Genomic DNA, 17,693 nt, shown 5'->3' on the forward strand with positions numbered 1-17,693 from the left:
AAGAGTGCGTATAAAACGCACTCTTTTTTGATTTACAATCCAGGTTTGAATATGCGCGAATTATCTTCACCAGCAAGCGATGGCTACCAGCAAAGATTTGGTGGAACAGCACGACTGTATGGAGCTCAGCAGTTAGAGCTGTTTAGAGCCGCACATGTATGTGTAATCGGTATTGGTGGAGTGGGTTCTTGGGCAGCAGAGGCACTTGTTCGTTCAGGTATTGGTGAAATTACGCTTATTGATATGGATGATGTCTGTGTCACCAACATCAATCGTCAAATTCACGCGATGCAAGGCACAGTAGGTCAAAGCAAAATTGAGGTCATGGAAGCTCGAATAAAGCTGATCAATCCAGAGTGTAAGGTCAACTTGATCGATGATTTTATTGGCCCAGAGAATCAAGCCGACTATTTGAGTCAGGACTATGATTATGTGCTGGATGCTATCGACAGTGTAAAAGCCAAAGCGAGCTTGCTGGCTTATTGTAAGCGCAACAAGATCAAGGTGATCACAACCGGTGGTGCTGGTGGCCAGATTGACCCAACTCAAATTCAAGTTGCTGATTTAACTCGGACCATTCAGGATCCTCTCGCGAAGAAGCTTAAAGATCATCTACGCCGCTTTCATAACTTCAGTAAAAACCCACAACGAAAATTTGGCATCGAATGTGTTTATTCCACGGAGCAACTTAAATACCCGCAACCGGACGGCAGCGTATGTGGTGTAAAGAGCACGGCAGAAGGGCCAAAACGCATGGATTGTGCCAGTGGCTTTGGAGCCGCAACCATGGTAACCGCTACGTTTGGTTTTGTTGCGGTGTCGAGAATTTTGGATAAGTTAGTCGCTAAACATATTATTAAGTAAGGTTTCCCATGAGTTTTGACGCCAGCGCTTTTGGTCCGCAAATCAATCATCAGCAAATTGTTGAAGAGTTGTCTCATCTTAAAGGGTGGGAAAACAAATATCGTCAGGTCATCAAATGGGGCAAGCTACTGCCCGTTATGAGTGACACTAATAAAGAGCAATTGGTTGAAGTCGCTGGATGTGAAAGCCAAGTGTGGCTCTATTGTGAGCCGGTTAAAGTGGGTAAACTTTCATTTTGGCAAGTCCATGCAGATTCCGATGCACGTATTGTTCGAGGGCTTATCGCTATCGTACAAGCGGCGTTTAATGGTCAAACGAGTGAGACGATACTGGGTTTTGATGTCGCGGAATATTTTGAAAAGCTCGGTTTGATTGAGCATTTGAGCCCTTCTCGAGGCAACGGTTTACGTGCCATTGTTGACCAGATCATTGAGCAGGTCGAGCAGCACCAAAACTAATAAAAAGTGCCGAAAATGGTTCAGCAGAGCTTACTCTTTAAGCTCTGCTTTTTCCTGTCTATAGCCTACGAATTCACTGATTAAAAGCTGCAATACATCGAGATGCTACAGGATATCGAGCGCCTTAATCACGGCGCTCACAAACGCATCGACCTCTTCCACTGTATTGTAAATCGCAAACGACGCCCTCACGGTTCCTTTTACGCCAAGAGCATCCATCATTGGATGAGCACAGTGGTGTCCAGCCCTAACTGCAATGCCTTGTTGATCGAGCAGCGTCGCGATATCTTGATGGTGAACACCATCAACAACAAAGGTTAATACTGAGGCATCGGCTTGATAACCAATAATGTTTATATCTTCGACAAGTGAGAGCTTGGCATAAGCTCGATTTTGCAACGTCTTAATGTGAGCTTCACAGGCTGCTCTATCTAGATTGTTGAGCCATTCAATGGCCGTTGCTAACGCAATTGCCCCAGCGGTATTTGGCGTTCCTGCTTCAAATTTTCCCGGTAAATCGTTAAAGGTGGTTTTGTCAAAAGAGACTTTGGTGACCATTTTGCCACCACCATGCCACACAGGCATACTGTCGAGTAGAGACTGCTTTCCATACAATACGCCGATACCGGTCGGGGCAAACATCTTATGTCCAGAAAAGACATAAAAATCGGCATCAAGGGCTGATACGTCGACGTTTTCATGGGCAACGGCTTGGGCACCATCGACAAGTACAACGGCACCAATGTCATGGGCAAGGGCAATGACTTGTTCAATCGGTTGATGGGTCCCTGTGACATTGGATACATGCCCAATCGCAACAATCTTAGTGTTGGCGCTGAACGCGCTCTGATAGTCCTCAACCTTCATGGTGCAGTCTGGCTGCATAGGCACTTTAACAATAGAAGCGCCTGTTTGCTCTGCAACAATTTGCCAAGGGACGATATTGGCGTGATGCTCCATTTCACCGATGACGATTTCATCGCCTTCGGTAAGTATCGATCGAGCATAGCTTTGAGCCACTAGGTTAATGGCTTCGGTTGCACCACGTGTCCAAACAATTTCTTTGCTAGAGCTGGCACCGATAAACGTTGCGACAGTATCTCGGGCTTGTTCAAATTGCTCGGTCGCTTTTGCTGTGAGCCGATGACTGCCGCGATGTACGTTCGCATTTTGTTGGCTGTAATAATGGGTGATGGCATCGATCACCACTTGCGGTTTGTGCGTTGTCGCAGCGCTATCTAAATAGACAGTGCATTCATCATCATGCGATCCGTTTTGGACTGCGGGAAATTGAGCTCGTATGGCGAGTTGATCAAACACGGCTTTTCCCCAAGTCCTGGTAGTTTAAGTTTGGTAAAGTCACCATGGGCTCAGCGACACTCCAGGCAAACGGCTTACCCGATAAATAAATAATGATCTCGATTGCAAATTCAAGTGCTGACCCCGGCCCCTGACTGGTGAGAAGTTTGTGGTTAACGTCTAGGGTTACGCGCTTGTCTCGCCACATAGATGGACTAATGGCATCGCGAAAAGCGGGATGGCAGGTCATGATCGCATTGGGAAACAGCTGATGGTGCTGAAAGACTAAAGCAGGCGATGCGCAAATAGCCGCAAGTAATTTGCCATCATAATGGTGCTGCTTCACCATTTCCAATAATAGTGTGCTGTCACGAAAAGTCTCTGCGCCTCCAACACCACCTGGAAGGGCAATAACATCGAACTGATCGTCGGCAACATCAACCAATCGGCATTGTGCGGTCAAAGGAATGCCTCTAGACCCAATCACCTGTAGCTCACCTTCAGGATCGACACTGGCAACGGTGACCTTGTACTGTGCGCGGATTAAGGTATCGATGAGAGTGATAGCTTCAATCTCTTCACTGCCAGCGGCGATGGGAATTAATATCGACTTAGACATACATGTCTCCAATATGTGTGTAACTATGGTGACAGTGAGTCACGAGTTTATGTTGCTGAAACTGGACTCAAGTTCTTTTACTTGAGTATAGAGACTTTGATGAACAGGTACATCTATACCTTCGCGCTGGGCAACGTCAAGAATATGCCCCGCAATATAGTCAATTTCAGTTGCACGGCTATGCTGAATATCTTGATGCATTGATGAAAAATTGTTGGCAGTAGCCTTGATGACCCGTTGAACAATAAGCAATAACTGCTGCGCAGACACCTCAACCGATTGTGTCTTCATGACCGCAGAGAGCTCGTCGCAAAGTGGATGAAGTATCTTATCGAACTCAGGTTTAGCAAGCTCACCATTAGTGCAGTTATGAATGGCGGTTAAAGGATTAATCGCACAGTTAATGGCGAGCTTGTTCCATAACAGAGGGCTAATGTTAGCGTGCCAAAAGGCTTTGGGTAGCGCATGATTAAAAACCTCAACCAAAAAATCGCAGCGATGACCTAAACGATTAAATCCCCCCATTTGTGTCTCACCGACCCCAGTGTGGCTTACATGTATATCATTCACTGACTTACTTAGCAGCAGAGCACCATGGGTGGTAGTAGCCTGCACAACAGGATAGCCGTCCAGCTGCTTGTTAAGTGTGTCGAGCGCTCCCATACCGTTGTGCATGAACATGATTATGGTGTTTGTATCGAGACGAGAAAGAAATGGCGTGATAGCAGCATTAACCTGCCACGCCTTTACGGTTACTAGCAGTAAATCGCACTGTTCGAGTGCTTCCCATTGATTGCAAGAAAAGGACAGTGAAGGCTGCTGATCGAGTTGAATGCTGCAGAGCGGTTGATCGTCGCGGGTAAATAAAGAAACGTTGTGGCCTGCATGTGCTAGGTTGTAGGCCCAAAGGCTGCCAATGGCGCCGGCTCCCACGATAGATATATTCATAATTTGAAATTCGTCATTGATAACCTGTTGAATGTTAATCAATGAGCGCCGATTCTGAAAGAGAAAAGTCTAGGTTGTGAAAGTTAGGCATTAAAAAAGGCGCTCAAGGCGCCTTTTTTATACCAATCAACACATCAATTAGAAGTTGTACTTCACAGTGTAGATGATTGCGTTGTCAGTGTTTGGCTGACCAAGTTTGTTGTGCGCGTAGCGGTACTGGATACCAGCAGCAACTTGAGGAGTCGCGTGCCACCATGCTGCGATTGCACCGTTTGCTGACAGATCGTCAGTTTCGTATTCACCATCACCAATGTAGTCACTGCTACGAGCAAATTCAGTTTCGTGCCAGTTTGAGATTGAGAACGCTTGTGAACCAAGGTTAAAGTTGTAGCCAACTACCCAGCCAACCATACCGCCGTTAAAGTCAGCAAAATCAACGGTGTTGGTGTAATGAGCACCAACAAACGGGTTGAAGAACCAAGCATCACCACTTAAGTTATAAGACAGACCTGCGATCGTGCTACGAGTATGGAAACCTTGGTTTTCAGTAGAGTATGTTTGAGCGTAAAGACGTAGCTCTTCGAGACCAGTTTTTACTGCGATTGAACCTTTGGTCGACATTGCCATGTCGCCATCTTGATTTTCGAAGTCAGCAAAGCCGTATAGTTCACCCCAAGTAAAACCAGCGCCACCTTCAAGTTCTAGGAAACCGAAGTCTTGCTTACCAGAACGACTTTCAGTGCCATTTGACCAGTCTAGGTAGTTAAGTGAAACATCACCCCAACCGTATAGGTATTCTGCGTGTGAAGGAAGTGAAAGGGTCGCTGCTAGTACACCCACTGCTGCTAAAGTTTTACGCATTGTGCATTCTCTTATAAATAAATTGGATAAAAAGTAGCCTTTCCGTGCTAACGCAATCCATTGCGCGCTATTTTAGCGATCTATTTCGCAACTTCCACCTGTAACGATGAAAAGTTCATTATGATTTAGTGATCTGGATCACATAAGTGGCCGCATGTCATTCTGCACCTAAAAAACGTCAATATGGGTGGGGAGTGATCCATCATGAAATAGACGCGTACAAAAGAAGGAAATGTAAACAAGGAAAGAGTCCATGACCGAGATTAAGCTGTTCCCGTTAAGTTCTGTTGTTTTACCTAAAGGAAAAATGAACTTAAGAATCTTCGAACCTCGATATAAGCGCCTGATCAGCGAATGTTGTCAACGAGGAGAAGGTTTTGGTGTCTGCTTGGTCAATGAAGATAGTCAAACGGCTCCTTCTAACATTTCTACTGCCGGCACGTTAGCAAACATTATTGATTTCGAACTTCTTTCAGATGGTTTGCTTGGTGTCACAATTGAAGGCTCTAACAGGTTCACCATCGAAAATGTGTGGAGCGAACCTGACGGTCTGCGTTGTGCTCAAGTTGAGATACTGGATGAGTGGCAAGCGTCACCTGTTGATTCGCGTAACTTGTTCTTGAGCGAACAATTGCAACGTGTCTATCGTGACTTCCCTCAAATTCAGCAGCTGTACCCAAGCCCAAAATTTGATGATGCAAGTTGGATTGCACAACGTTGGTTAGAACTACTGCCATTACGGTCGACCGTTTTTGATCAATTAGTGTTGCATCCTGACTGTACTGAAGCATTGCATTTTCTTAGCCAAGCTATCGACCCTTCAAAAGATTAAACGGAGATTTTCTCATGAATACCCGCATATTAGCCGCTACGCTCACCGCGTCAGCGCTGTTTTTGACTGGCTGCGGCAGTGACAGCGACGACGATGGTATCGCTGCGGATACAGCAAGTAACTCACTCACCTATCTTCAAGCCGTACATGCCTCACCGGATGCACCACTAGCCAATGTTTGGGTCAACGGTTCGCCACAACTGGAGGGCGTGGACTATGGAGTGGCGTCCGGCTATCTGACTTTAAGCTCTGGCACCAACAGTGTACAGGTCGATATTCAGGTTGGGTTAGGCAATACCGCAACGGTGATTCCAGAGTCTGATTTAAGCTTAATGGAAGGCACTCGCTACACAGTATTGGTTACTGGGTATGCTGACAGCAGTGTCGGGTTTCCAGTTAAGCCGACCATTATTTCCCGTCCTGTAAGCAGTTATGCAGATGCTGATAACTTAGATGTGCAAGTTGTCCATGCGGCAGCGGGTGTGCCTGCGGTGGATGTATACGTGACTGCGCCAGGCGCAGATATTAATACAGCGCAACCGCTAGATACTCTCGCGTACGAAGACGACACTGGCGTGATCACCATTGCTGGGGGCAGTTATCAAGTTAGACTGACCTTGGCGGGAACCAAAACGGTAGCCTTTGATTCAGGAGCTGTTGATCTCCCCGCTGGCGCTGATCTTACTATTGCGGCAATACCAAACGTGAATAATGCTGCCAATTCAGCTTTGGTCAAATTGCTGGTGATGGACGGAACTAATGGGCAGTTTGTTTACAATACCGCAGAGCAAGCGCAAATTCAGGTCGGCCATTTGGTGAACAACGCGCCAACGGTAGATGTTGCTCTAAATGGTAGCGAAGCGATTTCAGACCTCGTGTTTGCCGAAGTTAGAGGATATGTGGACGTCGCTGTGGGTGAATACGATATAGGTGTGTATCCAGATAATACACCAGGGACACTGGTTATTGACGAAATGGATGTACCCTTTAACGCCGCCCAAGACTACACGGTGTATGCAGTAGGTACGTTAGACACGATTGCCCCTCTTGTTATAGTCGATGAGCGACGCTCCGTTGCCACTAGCGCGGTACTTAATGTGCTACATGCCGTACCTAATGCGGCAGCCGCTACGGTGGATGTGTACGTCACTGCAACAAATGATATTACTCAAAGTGATCCATCTATACCCGGCTTTGCGTATAAACAAAGTGTACAACAAGTTTACCTCCCTGCAGGCAGTTATTGGGTAACTGTTGCACTGCCCGGAACCAAGACCGCTGCGATAGGACCTGTGCAGGTTAGCGTAGAAAATGGTAAGGTCTACCAGGCAATTGCGATCGAATTAGCAGAAGGCGCGGGCTTTGACCTCCTTCTCGATGAGATTACCGAATAGCAGGATGGTGTGGGAGCATTGTGCTCCCACAGTGGAAGGATGAATTATGGACAACCAATTGGCAGATACCACCAAAATGTCACGGCAAGAGTGGAACGACTGCATGACTAAGGTACAAGCGGGAGACAGTGCAGCGTTTGCTGTGATCTTTACCCACTTTACGCCGAGGCTAAAGCAGTTTGCGATGAAACACGTTGGCAGTGAGCATGTTGCGATGGAGCTGGTGCAAGACACACTTGCGGCAGTATGGCAAAAAGCACATTTGTTTGACGGCACTAAAAGCGCTCTATCTACATGGATTTACACAATTGCTAGAAACTTGTGTTTTGATCTTTTGCGTAAACAGAAGGGCAGAGAACTGCACCTTCATTCCGAAGACATTTGGCCGGATGACTATTGTCCGCCAGATTTGGTCGACCATTATTCACCTGAACAAAGCATGCTCAAAGAGCAAATCGTTCGATATCTCGATCTGCTACCACTGAAACAAAAGCAGGTGGTGAAAGCCATCTACCTTGACGAAATGCCACACCAGGACGTGGCGGATAAATTTGATATACCTTTAGGGACAGTGAAATCTCGCTTGAGACTGGCTGTAGAAAAACTAAAAGATACGATCAATTCGGAGCAATTATGAAACATCATCCTAGTAACGACACGCTCATGCAGTATGCGGGCGGCACCATTGACGCTTGTAACGGTTTGATTGTAGCGGCGCACCTAGAACGTTGTCCGCATTGCAGCGATCTAACCAGCGAATTAGAAGCTAAGTTTGCCAGTGACGAAATAGATGTCGCACCAGCCAACAACGCGATCGAAGTAGATATGGCTGCTTTGCTTAGCCAGATCACCGATATGACTCAGTCCCAGCCAGTTGAAGGTAAGCCGTCAACATTGGCAACTGTTGAGGTGAATGGCAAGACCTTCAAGTTACCTGCGGCGTTGAAAGGCATCGCTGGGCAACTGCAGGACTGGAAAAGCTATGGCGGCAAAGTGTTCTCTGCATCGTTCGATATTGGCGAGGAAGAGCGAGTCAGTCTTCTGTACATTTCGGAAGACGTACAGGTACCTCAACACACTCACAAGGGTATTGAAGCTACATTAGTGTTGCACGGTGAGTTTGAAGACGAGAACGGCCACTACGCAAAAGGCGATTTCATGATCGAAGACGGCGAAACCAAACACGCCCCACGTACGATGAAAGGTCAAGACTGCTTATGCTTAACAGTATTGACCGAGCCTATGGTGTTTACTCAAGGCGTGGCACGTATCTTCAATATGTTTGGTCGCGGCATGTACCCATAGTAGAGCCTTGCCTCCAGAACGAAAAAAGCAGCGATTGTGTTCGCTGCTTTTTTATGTGTGCTGATCAAATTCGGTAATGACGATGTTACTCTGTCAATATCGTCATTTTTTTGATCACGATTTGCTCGGTTGGCACATCAGAAAATGGACCATAGCTTCCGGTTGGAACGGTTGACATTTTTTGCACCACGTCAAATCCATCAATGACTTTACCAAACACGGCATAGCCAGGGTTGGTAAACGTATGGTCTAAGAAATAGTTGTCTTTATAGTTAATAAAAAACTGACGTGTCGCAGAGTCTGGATTATTGGTTCTCGCCATCGCTACCGTCGCAGTGAGGTTTTTCAGACCGTTGCTCGCTTCGTTCTTTATTGGTGCTTGCGTTGGCAATTGATTCATTGACCCGTCAAATCCTCCTCCTTGCGCCATAAAGTCCTTTATTACCCGATGGAAGATGGTGCCTTCGTAACTACCATCTTCCACATAGCTTAAAAAATTTTCACTTGAGATCGGCGCAAGTTCACTGTCTAAATCGATAACAAAGTTGCCCAACGTGGTTTCAACTTCAACTAAAGGGGCCGCATTTACCCATGCAGACGCACAGAGTAACGTGATGAGCGGTAGTATTGGTTTCATTAGAATTGTTTCTCTAAGTAAGTTTGTAATTCAACATCATTGGCGATGGTCTCTAGTACAACGTTTGATACTCGGTTGAGTACAGAAGCAACTTTGTCTTCATCAACACCGCTGCTTTCAAGATTAGCTTCGCCACGATAGGTTTTGACAAACTTACCCTGCGGTGACTCTGCCGTCAATTGAACCGCCATTTTGGCACTGGTGGTGGCCGTAAACGATCCTGGTGTGACATTGGCTAATAATTCTAATATCTCGATCTTTACACTGTTCTCACCATTAGGTGTTAAGGTGTAACCGAGATCGCTAAATAGACGGCTGAGTTCAGAATCTAATGCAATTCGTACGTTTTGACGGGGATGGATTGGCATAGAACGATCATCGTTCACTCTGTATAGCCCCACATATTGAGCGGTTCGCAGATCTTTACTGGTTAAGGTAAAGGCAACGGATTCTGCACCTGCCACAGACTCGACTTCAGGTGCTTTAGGTTGGTAGCTAACTTGCTGAGGTTGGGTTGAGCTGCATCCTGCCAGTAATGCGATAGTGAATATCGTAAACAGCTTTTTCATTGTTTTTATTCCTTTTTTTGTTCTAACGCTTGATCGCGTCAATAATGACAAATTTACGGTTTTGAGTCACCAAACTCACCTGCTCACGTCCAAACAGTTTGACCAGGGCTGCAAAATACCCCAAATGGCGATTACCAATGACACGTAAAGTGCCTTTAGAGCGCAGTGTGCTCTTCGCATCCCCAAACATTTGTTGAGCAATATGATCCGTGATGGCGTTTTGCTGGTGGAAAGGGGGGTTACAAAGGATGATGTCAGCACTTTTGTTAGGCGCGGACTCCAAGCAGTTGTCAACCCTAAAGCTACAACCATCTAAAGTGCCGATATTACTAACAGCGTTCCTTTTAGCAGATTCAACCGCCATAAAGCTTTCATCAACAAAGGTGACGGATGATGTAGGATTGAGCTGTTTATACCGGATCCCAATAATGCCATTGCCACACCCAAGGTCAATCACGTCACATGCCTCGCAAGACGGTGTGGGTAGGTGTTCTAGCAATAGGCGAGCACCTTGATCCAGTTTTTCTCCGCTATACACATTGGCAAGATTAGACAGTTCGACCGGAGTGGGCATTGCGCTCCACGATACAGCTTCTTCCGCTTGCTTAGGGGACACATTGTCGGCAAAGCTAAAGATCAAACGATGCTTTTTATAGGCAAGAGAGGTGGTCGTTGTACCAAGGTGTTGCTCAAATAGCTTCAATGTAGAGCTATGAATCTGTTTAGCTTTATCGACCGCTATAACCGGTATGTCTGAAGGTAAAACGGCTCGTAATTGAGTGAGCTGCCAGCACAACATTCGATTGATTTTAGGTAAGCACATTACGACCACGTCATACTTGTTGTTGATAGAATCAATGCTGGTTAAGCAGTTTACTTCTGGTAACTGATTAAGTAACAGATTATGACGCAAGGCGAGATGTGCAACCTTTGAGTCACTCATGAAAGTGACTTGATTGTTGGACGCCAAAAGACAACTCAAAGCGCCAAAATGATCGTTTAGAATCAATATGCGTTGATGCTTATCCAATTGTTGCTCTTGCAAGTAACGATATAAATACTCATCGCCTGCGCTCCACGCCTGCAAATCACTCCCCTCTATATAGGGGTAACGTTGTAATTGAAGAGTTTGGTCAGGCAACTGTAATTGGGTTTTCATATAGGCTTTTGTCTATTGATGTTGCTGAAAGCAAACTAGTTTACGGGATGAAGTCAATATCAGCCAGCATCAATATTAAGGGCAGAATTAAAACTTGAGTGCTAGTGCTGAGTTTCGGGTTTTTACACTCACATTTTGTGGTCAGTCAGTTATACTTGTGGCATTCAATTTGACGTAGATTGTTAATAGGTCGTAAAGGAGTATGGATGAAACAACCCCAAATCGAGAAAAAGCTGCATCAAGAGCTCAACCCTATTCATCTGGAAGTCATTAACGAAAGCCACATGCATCATGTGCCACCAGGCTCAGAAAGCCATTTTAAATTGGTGGTAGTGAGCGAACAGTTTGAAGGAAAGCGCCTCATTGCGCGCCATCGTATAATCAATCAGCTTCTATCCGATGAACTATCCGACTTTATTCACGCGTTATCTATGCACACTTATTCTCCACAAGAGTGGGAAACTGTGCGTGGTGATGTGCCTGCCAGTCCAAAATGCGCTGGGAGCAACAAGCAAAAAACGTAATGTTTTTTGTTGATATGAAACAATACTAGGTGGCTATTATGCTTCTTTTTTTGTGCGTTACATCAAGAAAATGGGCATTTTGTAATGAGCTGGTCACTTAGTGGTCAATATATTGGGGGGTTAGCCCAGGGCGATCATGGTATTGAAGTGCGATTTGATGCTAGACTACGTGCCCGGAGAAAACTCCCTTTAGATTGCGAGACAGCAACCAGGATGTTGCGAAAGTGGCCCAAGACTTTGCCTCTATCGAAACTCGTTGCTGCTTCCTGCAGTTAGACGATTTTTTAATCCAATAAATAGTGCAAGTGCGTATGATTACAATAAAAAAGGGTCTGGACCTTCCTATTTCAGGTGTTCCAACTCAGGTGATTGATGACGGTAATACCGTTACTAAAGTCGCCTTGCTTGGCGAAGAATACGTGGGCATGCGACCAACCATGCATGTTCGCGTAGGTGATGACGTGAAAAAAGGTCAGATTCTGTTTGAAGACAAAAAGAATTCTGGCGTTAAGTTTACGGCTCCAGCTAGCGGTAAAGTTATCGAAGTAAACCGTGGTGAAAAGCGTGTTCTTCAATCTGTTGTGATTGAAGTAGCAGGTGACGACCAGGTGACTTTTGAGAAGTTTGACGCAAGCAAACTGGCATCTCTACCTCGTGAGCAAGTCGTGAATCAGCTGGTTGAGTCGGGTATGTGGACTGCGTTTAAAACGCGCCCATTTAGCCGCGTTCCAGCAATTGACTCCTCTACCAATGCGATTTTCGTTACTGCGATTGATACCAACCCATTAGCTGCCAATCCAGAAGTGGTGATCAGTGAACAAGCCGATGCGTTTGTTGCGGGTTTGGATCTGTTGTCTGGCGTGACCGACGGTAAAGTGTTTGTTTGTAAAACAGGCACTAGCTTACCTCGTTCTAGTCAAGGTAATGTCGAAGAGCACGTCTTTGATGGCCCGCATCCAGCCGGCCTTGTTGGCACTCACATGCACCATTTGTTCCCAGTGAACAAAGAAAATGTGGCATGGAGCATCAATTACCAAGATGTTATCGCAGTGGGTAAATTGTTCACAACAGGTGAGCTATTTACCGATCGAGTGGTTTCACTTGCTGGTCCTGTGGTCAACAAGCCACGTCTAGTGCGTACTCGTATGGGCGCTTGTTTGAGTGAACTGGCGAACAACGAAATGATGCCTGGTGAAGTACGATTGTTGTCTGGGTCAGTACTGTCTGGTACACAAGCTTCGGGTCCTCATGGCTACCTTGGCCGATATCATGTTCAAGTATCTGCCCTACGTGAAGGTCGTGACAAAGAGCTGTTTGGCTGGGCAATGCCTGGTAAGAATCGCTTCTCAGTAACACGTTCTTTCTTAGGTCATCTTTTTTCGAATCAACTGTTTAACATGACAACATCCACCAACGGCAGTGACCGAGCGATGGTGCCCATTGGTAACTACGAAAAAGTGATGCCTTTGGACATTGAGCCAACCCTACTGCTTAGGGATCTATGTGCTGGCGACAACGACAGCGCGGAGCGTCTTGGCGCACTTGAGCTAGATGAAGAAGATTTGGCACTGTGTACTTTTGTTTGCCCCGGCAAATACGAGTACGGACCGCTTCTTCGTGAATGCCTAGACACTATTGTTAAGGAAGGGTAATTCATGGGCCTTAAAAAGTTTATTGAAGATATCGAGCATCATTTTGAGCCTGGTGGGAAACACGAGAAGTGGTTTGCGCTCTACGAAGCCGCTGCAACGTTATTCTACACCCCAGGTCTTGTGACCAAACGTGGTTCACACGTACGTGATAGTGTCGATTTAAAACGCATCATGATCATGGTGTGGTTTGCTGTATTTCCAGCGATGTTCTGGGGCATGTACAACGCCGGTAACCAAGCGCTTATCGCGTTAAACCATCTGCATTCAGCGGCTGAATTGACCGCTATCGTGGATGGAAACTGGCACTACTGGTTAACCGAGCTCTTAGGTGGCACCGTCGGCGCAGAAGCCGGGTGGGGCACCGCACTCATACTCGGGGCAACCTACTTCCTTCCTATCTATATCACTGTGTTTGCAGTGGGCGGATTTTGGGAAGTGCTTTTCTGTATGGTACGTAAGCACGAAGTGAACGAAGGTTTCTTTGTTACTTCTATTCTGTTTGCATTGATTGTTCCGCCAACGCTTCCTTTGTGGCAAGCCGCTTTAGGTATCACCTTCGGTGTTGTTGTCGCCAAAGAAATCTTTGGTGGTACAGGGCGTAACTTCCTAAACCCGGCTCTTGCAGGCCGTGCGTTCTTGTTCTTTGCGTATCCAGCGCAAATTTCAGGTGATGTAGTATGGGTTGCGGCAGACGGATTCTCTGGTGCTACTGCGTTGAGTCAGTGGGCTCAAGGTGGCGCAGGTGCTCTCGTTCATAACGTAACTGGCGAAACCATCACTTGGATGGACGCGTTTATCGGTAACATCCCAGGTTCTATTGGTGAAGTATCGACGCTAGCGCTCATTCTTGGTGCTGCGCTGATCGTCTACATGGGCATTGCGTCTTGGCGCATTATTGCTGGTGTAATGATTGGCATGGTGGTGACCTCGTTCTTGTTCAACATAATTGGTTCAGACACTAACGCCCTATTTGCAATGCCTTGGCATTGGCACTTAGTCCTAGGTGGATTTGCATTCGGTATGTTCTTTATGGCAACCGACCCTGTTTCGGCTTCGTTTACTAATAAAGGTAAATGGTGGTACGGCGCATTGATTGGTGCAATGTGTGTGATGATCCGTGTGGCAAACCCTGCGTACCCAGAGGGTATGATGCTAGCGATTCTATTCGCGAACCTATTTGCCCCAATCTTTGACCATGTTGTTATCGAAAAGAACATCAAACGGAGGTTGTCACGTTATGGCAAGTAATAACGACAGCATCAAAAAGACCCTTTTTGTTGTTATCGCCCTTAGCCTAGTCTGTTCGATCATCGTATCGGTGGCAGCTGTGAGCTTGCGTGATAAGCAAAAAGCCAACGCATTGTTGGATAAGCAGTCTAAAATCATTGACGTTTCTGGCGTAGAAGCCGAAGGCACTGTCGCTGAGCTTTATGCGCAATACATTGAACCTCGCTTGGTTGATTTCGACACCGGTGAGTTTGTTGATGAAGATGCCGAAAGCTACGACCAACGCGCTGCTGCAAAAGATGCGTCTCAAAGCACTAAGCTGGAGGGTGATCAAGACAACGCTAAGATCCTACGCCGCGCTAATACGGGTGTTGTGTATCTGGTGAAAGAGAACGATCAAGTCTCTAAAGTGATCCTTCCTGTTCATGGTAACGGCCTTTGGTCAATGATGTACGCGTTTGTTGCGGTCGAAACCGACGGCAACACCATCGCGGGCATTACCTACTACGAACAAGGTGAAACTCCAGGATTGGGTGGTGAAGTTGAAAACCCAACTTGGCGTGCACAATTTGAAGGCAAGCAATTGTTTGATGACAACTTTGAGCCTGCACTTAAAGTCGTAAAAGGTGGCGCACAGCAAGGCGACATTCACGGTGTGGATGGTCTGTCAGGTGCAACCCTAACGGCAAACGGTGTTCAAGGCACATTTGACTTTTGGATGGGCGACATGGGCTTTGGTCCTTTCCTAGCCAAAGTTCGTGATGGAGGTCTGAACTAATGTCAGCAGGTGCAAAAGAACTCAAAAAGAGCGTAATGGCGCCAATCTTGGACAATAACCCAATTGCCTTGCAGGTATTGGGTGTGTGTTCAGCACTGGCCGTTACGACCAAGCTTGAAACTGCGTTTGTTATGACTCTAGCTGTTGTCTTTGTAACAGCATTGTCTAACTTATTCGTTTCTCTGATCCGTAATCACATCCCTAACAGTGTGCGTATCATTGTCCAAATGGCAATTATTGCATCGTTAGTCATCGTGGTTGACCAAGTGCTTAAAGCTTACTTGTACGACATCTCTAAGCAGTTGTCGGTATTCGTTGGCCTTATCATTACCAACTGTATCGTAATGGGCCGTGCAGAAGCCTTCGCGATGAAGTCTAAGCCACTGCCTTCTTTTATCGATGGTATTGGCAACGGTTTGGGTTACGGTTTCGTTCTATTAACTGTCGCATTCTTCCGTGAGCTTATCGGATCAGGCAAGCTATTTGGCTTAGAAGTGCTACCTCTAGTGAGCAATGGCGGTTGGTATCAGCCAAACGGTTTGTTCCTACTAGCACCTTCTGCGTTCTTCCTAATCGGCTTCATGATTTGGGTGATCCGTATTCTGCGTCCAGAACAGATCGAAGCGAAGGAGTAATCGATGGAACATTATTTAAGCCTACTTGTTAAGTCGATCTTCATTGAGAACTTAGCATTATCATTCTTCTTGGGAATGTGTACTTTCTTGGCTGTTTCCAAGAAAGTGAAAACGTCGTTTGGTTTGGGCGTTGCGGTTGTTGTGGTACTGACTGTTGCAGTACCGGTAAACAACCTGCTTTATAACCTAATCTTGAAAGAGAATGCTCTGGTCTCAGGTGTTGATCTAAGCTTCCTTAACTTCATCACCTTTATCGGTGTAATCGCAGCGTTAGTACAGATTTTGGAAATGGTGTTAGACCGCTTTTTCCCACCGTTGTACAACGCACTGGGCATATTCTTACCGTTGATCACAGTTAACTGTGCAATCTTTGGTGGTGTATCGTTCATGGTTCAGCGTGATTACAACTTTGCCGAGTCTGTCGTATACGGCTTTGGTTCTGGTGTAGGTTGGTTGCTTGCTATTGTGGCATTGGCCGGTCTACGTGAGAAAATGAAGTACTCTGACGTGCCTCCAGGACTTCGTGGTTTAGGTATTACCTTTATCACTGTTGGCTTGATGGCTCTTGGCTTCATGTCATTCTCTGGTGTTCAACTGTAAGGTAAGGAAGAATCAATGGACATTATTCTAGGTGTAGTGATGTTTACACTGATTGTTCTAGCGTTGGTTTTGGTGATTTTGTTCGCCAAATCGAAGCTAGTGCCAACAGGTGACATCAGTATTGCAGTTAATGGCGATCCAGAACTTGCGATCACCACACAACCGGGTGGCAAGTTATTGACTGCGCTAGCCGGTGCGGGCGTATTTGTATCGTCTGCTTGTGGTGGCGGTGGTTCTTGTGGCCAGTGTAAAGTGAAAGTGAAGTCAGGCGGTGGTGATATTCTCCCTACCGAACTTGATCACATCACAAAAGGTGAAGCTCGCGAAGGCGAACGTCTAGCCTGTCAGGTAGCAATGAAAACTGACATGGAAATCGAGCTTCCAGAAGAGATTTTCGGCGTTAAGAAGTGGGAATGTGAAGTTATCTCTAACGATAACAAAGCGACCTTCATCAAAGAGCTTAAGCTGCGTATTCCAGATGGCGAATCGGTGCCGTTTCGTGCGGGTGGTTACATCCAGATCGAAGCCCCAGCTCACCACGTGAAATATTCGGAATTTGACGTTCCGGATGAGTATCGTGAAGATTGGGACCGCTTTAATCTGTTCCGCTACGAGTCTAAAGTTGACGAAGAAACCATTCGTGCTTATTCAATGGCAAACTACCCTGAGGAAGAAGGTATTATTATGCTTAACGTGCGTATCGCTACGCCGCCGCCTAATAATCCTGACGTGCCACCGGGTATCATGTCTTCGTTTATCTGGTCACTGAAAGAAGGTGATAAGTGTACGATTTCAGGTCCGTTTGGTGAGTTCTTTGCCAAAGAAACTGACGCAGAAATGGTGTTTGTAGGTGGTGGTGCTGGTATGGCTCCAATGCGTTCACACATCTTTGATCAGCTTAAGCGACTAAATTCTTCACGCAAGATGTCGTTCTGGTACGGTGCACGTTCTCGTCGCGAAATGTTCTATGTAGAGGACTTTGATGGTCTTCAAGCAGAAAACGAGAACTTCGTATGGCACTGTGCGCTTTCAGATCCGATGCCAGAAGATAATTGGGATGGTTACACAGGCTTCATCCACAACGTTCTTTATGAAAACTACTTGAAAGATCATGAAGCACCAGAGGATTGTGAGTACTACATGTGTGGTCCACCAATGATGAACTCTGCGGTGATTGGAATGCTTAAAGACCTCGGTGTTGAGGACGAAAACATTCTACTTGATGACTTTGGCGGTTAATCCCACCTAAGCTTCACTGCAAAATGGCTGGCTCTGATGAGTCAGCCATTTTAATTTTACAAACACTGATTTTTCTTATTCGTCATTGCCCGA

The 17,693-nt window shown here is 46.2% G+C and carries 20 protein-coding genes; 13 read left to right on the forward strand and 7 right to left on the reverse strand.

Annotated elements, in window-relative coordinates; genetic code table 11:
* The first annotated feature begins 51 nt into the window (after positions 1 to 51).
* Positions 52 to 864 carry a tRNA cyclic N6-threonylcarbamoyladenosine(37) synthase TcdA gene (gene tcdA / locus ST37_RS12515; protein ID WP_084886884.1) on the forward strand — a complete coding sequence of 271 codons (813 nt, stop codon included), beginning with the start codon at positions 52 to 54 and terminating at the stop codon, positions 862 to 864.
* A gap of 8 nt (positions 865 to 872) precedes the next feature.
* Entirely contained in the window at positions 873 to 1,322 is a 450-nt protein-coding gene (locus ST37_RS12520; protein WP_084886886.1) for a SufE family protein, read from the forward strand.
* A 105-nt stretch (positions 1,323 to 1,427) separates the two neighbouring features.
* On the opposite strand, the gene csdA is transcribed toward ST37_RS12520, so the two are convergent.
* The 4 genes from csdA to ST37_RS12540 form a co-directional block, all read right to left on the reverse strand.
* The gene (csdA, locus tag ST37_RS12525) at positions 1,428 to 2,642 is read right to left on the reverse strand and encodes a cysteine desulfurase CsdA (protein ID WP_084886888.1); all 1,215 of its coding nucleotides are present in this window, start codon (positions 2,640 to 2,642) and stop codon (positions 1,428 to 1,430) included.
* Positions 2,635 to 3,240 carry a DJ-1 family glyoxalase III gene (locus ST37_RS12530; protein WP_084886889.1) on the reverse strand — a complete coding sequence of 202 codons (606 nt, stop codon included), beginning with the start codon at positions 3,238 to 3,240 and terminating at the stop codon, positions 2,635 to 2,637. Before ST37_RS12530 ends, csdA begins: the two co-directional genes overlap by 8 nt.
* Before the next feature lie 39 nt (positions 3,241 to 3,279).
* Positions 3,280 to 4,188: a 2-dehydropantoate 2-reductase gene (gene panE, locus ST37_RS12535; protein WP_084888118.1), complete on the reverse strand. Its 909-nt coding sequence runs from the start codon at positions 4,186 to 4,188 to the stop codon at positions 3,280 to 3,282.
* Between the two features lie 138 nt (positions 4,189 to 4,326).
* Positions 4,327 to 5,049, reverse strand: a complete 723-nt coding sequence (locus ST37_RS12540; protein ID WP_084886891.1) for an outer membrane protein OmpK — start codon at positions 5,047 to 5,049, stop codon at positions 4,327 to 4,329.
* Positions 5,050 to 5,302: 253 nt separating this feature from the next.
* Here ST37_RS12540 and ST37_RS12545 point away from each other — a divergent pair, with 253 nt between their 5' ends.
* From ST37_RS12545 to ST37_RS12560, 4 genes are read left to right on the forward strand one after another with little or no spacing between them, the layout of a single operon-like run.
* Positions 5,303 to 5,881 carry an LON peptidase substrate-binding domain-containing protein gene (locus tag ST37_RS12545; RefSeq protein WP_084886893.1) on the forward strand — a complete coding sequence of 193 codons (579 nt, stop codon included), beginning with the start codon at positions 5,303 to 5,305 and terminating at the stop codon, positions 5,879 to 5,881.
* Positions 5,882 to 5,895: 14 nt separating this feature from the next.
* Positions 5,896 to 7,275 (forward strand): DUF4397 domain-containing protein, encoded by a 1,380-nt coding sequence (locus ST37_RS12550; protein ID WP_084886894.1) that lies wholly within the window; start codon positions 5,896 to 5,898, stop codon positions 7,273 to 7,275.
* Between the two features lie 46 nt (positions 7,276 to 7,321).
* Positions 7,322 to 7,912 (forward strand): sigma-70 family RNA polymerase sigma factor, encoded by a 591-nt coding sequence (locus ST37_RS12555; protein ID WP_084886896.1) that lies wholly within the window; start codon positions 7,322 to 7,324, stop codon positions 7,910 to 7,912.
* Positions 7,909 to 8,580 carry a ChrR family anti-sigma-E factor gene (locus ST37_RS12560; protein WP_084886898.1) on the forward strand — a complete coding sequence of 224 codons (672 nt, stop codon included), beginning with the start codon at positions 7,909 to 7,911 and terminating at the stop codon, positions 8,578 to 8,580. The genes ST37_RS12555 and ST37_RS12560 overlap by 4 nt, the downstream gene beginning before the upstream one ends.
* Positions 8,581 to 8,665: 85 nt before the next feature.
* Here ST37_RS12560 and ST37_RS12565 read toward each other — a convergent pair whose 3' ends face one another.
* The 3 genes from ST37_RS12565 to ST37_RS12575 are packed head-to-tail and all read right to left on the reverse strand — an operon-like array spanning position 8,666 to position 10,945.
* Complete coding sequence (locus ST37_RS12565; RefSeq protein ID WP_084886899.1) at positions 8,666 to 9,217, reverse strand: peptidylprolyl isomerase; 552 nt, start codon at positions 9,215 to 9,217, stop codon at positions 8,666 to 8,668.
* Positions 9,217 to 9,786, reverse strand: a complete 570-nt coding sequence (locus tag ST37_RS12570) for a YajG family lipoprotein (RefSeq protein ID WP_084886901.1) — start codon at positions 9,784 to 9,786, stop codon at positions 9,217 to 9,219. Before ST37_RS12570 ends, ST37_RS12565 begins: the two co-directional genes overlap by 1 nt.
* A 22-nt stretch (positions 9,787 to 9,808) precedes the next feature.
* Positions 9,809 to 10,945 (reverse strand): methyltransferase, encoded by a 1,137-nt coding sequence (locus ST37_RS12575; protein ID WP_084886903.1) that lies wholly within the window; start codon positions 10,943 to 10,945, stop codon positions 9,809 to 9,811.
* 206 nt (positions 10,946 to 11,151) lie between these two features.
* Between ST37_RS12575 and ST37_RS12580 the strand changes: the two genes are divergently transcribed.
* From ST37_RS12580 to nqrF, 7 genes are all read left to right on the forward strand, one after another.
* A complete protein-coding gene (locus ST37_RS12580) occupies positions 11,152 to 11,469 on the forward strand; it encodes a BolA/IbaG family iron-sulfur metabolism protein (protein WP_084886904.1) in 318 nt (105 codons plus the stop codon).
* Positions 11,470 to 11,780: 311 nt separating this feature from the next.
* Complete coding sequence (locus ST37_RS12585) at positions 11,781 to 13,121, forward strand: Na(+)-translocating NADH-quinone reductase subunit A (protein ID WP_084886907.1); 1,341 nt, start codon at positions 11,781 to 11,783, stop codon at positions 13,119 to 13,121.
* 3 nt (positions 13,122 to 13,124) lie between these two features.
* The gene (locus ST37_RS12590) at positions 13,125 to 14,369 is read left to right on the forward strand and encodes an NADH:ubiquinone reductase (Na(+)-transporting) subunit B (protein ID WP_084886909.1); all 1,245 of its coding nucleotides are present in this window, start codon (positions 13,125 to 13,127) and stop codon (positions 14,367 to 14,369) included.
* Positions 14,359 to 15,126: a Na(+)-translocating NADH-quinone reductase subunit C gene (locus ST37_RS12595; RefSeq protein ID WP_084886911.1), complete on the forward strand. Its 768-nt coding sequence runs from the start codon at positions 14,359 to 14,361 to the stop codon at positions 15,124 to 15,126. The genes ST37_RS12590 and ST37_RS12595 overlap by 11 nt, the downstream gene beginning before the upstream one ends.
* Positions 15,126 to 15,761 (forward strand): NADH:ubiquinone reductase (Na(+)-transporting) subunit D, encoded by a 636-nt coding sequence (locus ST37_RS12600; RefSeq protein WP_084886913.1) that lies wholly within the window; start codon positions 15,126 to 15,128, stop codon positions 15,759 to 15,761. The genes ST37_RS12595 and ST37_RS12600 overlap by 1 nt, the downstream gene beginning before the upstream one ends.
* A 3-nt stretch (positions 15,762 to 15,764) precedes the next feature.
* Complete coding sequence (nqrE, locus tag ST37_RS12605; protein ID WP_084886915.1) at positions 15,765 to 16,361, forward strand: NADH:ubiquinone reductase (Na(+)-transporting) subunit E; 597 nt, start codon at positions 15,765 to 15,767, stop codon at positions 16,359 to 16,361.
* Positions 16,362 to 16,376: 15 nt separating this feature from the next.
* A complete protein-coding gene (gene nqrF, locus ST37_RS12610; protein WP_084886917.1) occupies positions 16,377 to 17,600 on the forward strand; it encodes an NADH:ubiquinone reductase (Na(+)-transporting) subunit F in 1,224 nt (407 codons plus the stop codon).
* Positions 17,601 to 17,693: the final 93 nt, after the last annotated feature.

It is taken from the genome of Vibrio sp. qd031 (genome assembly GCF_002100145.1).
Lineage (GTDB): Bacteria > Pseudomonadota > Gammaproteobacteria > Enterobacterales > Vibrionaceae > Vibrio.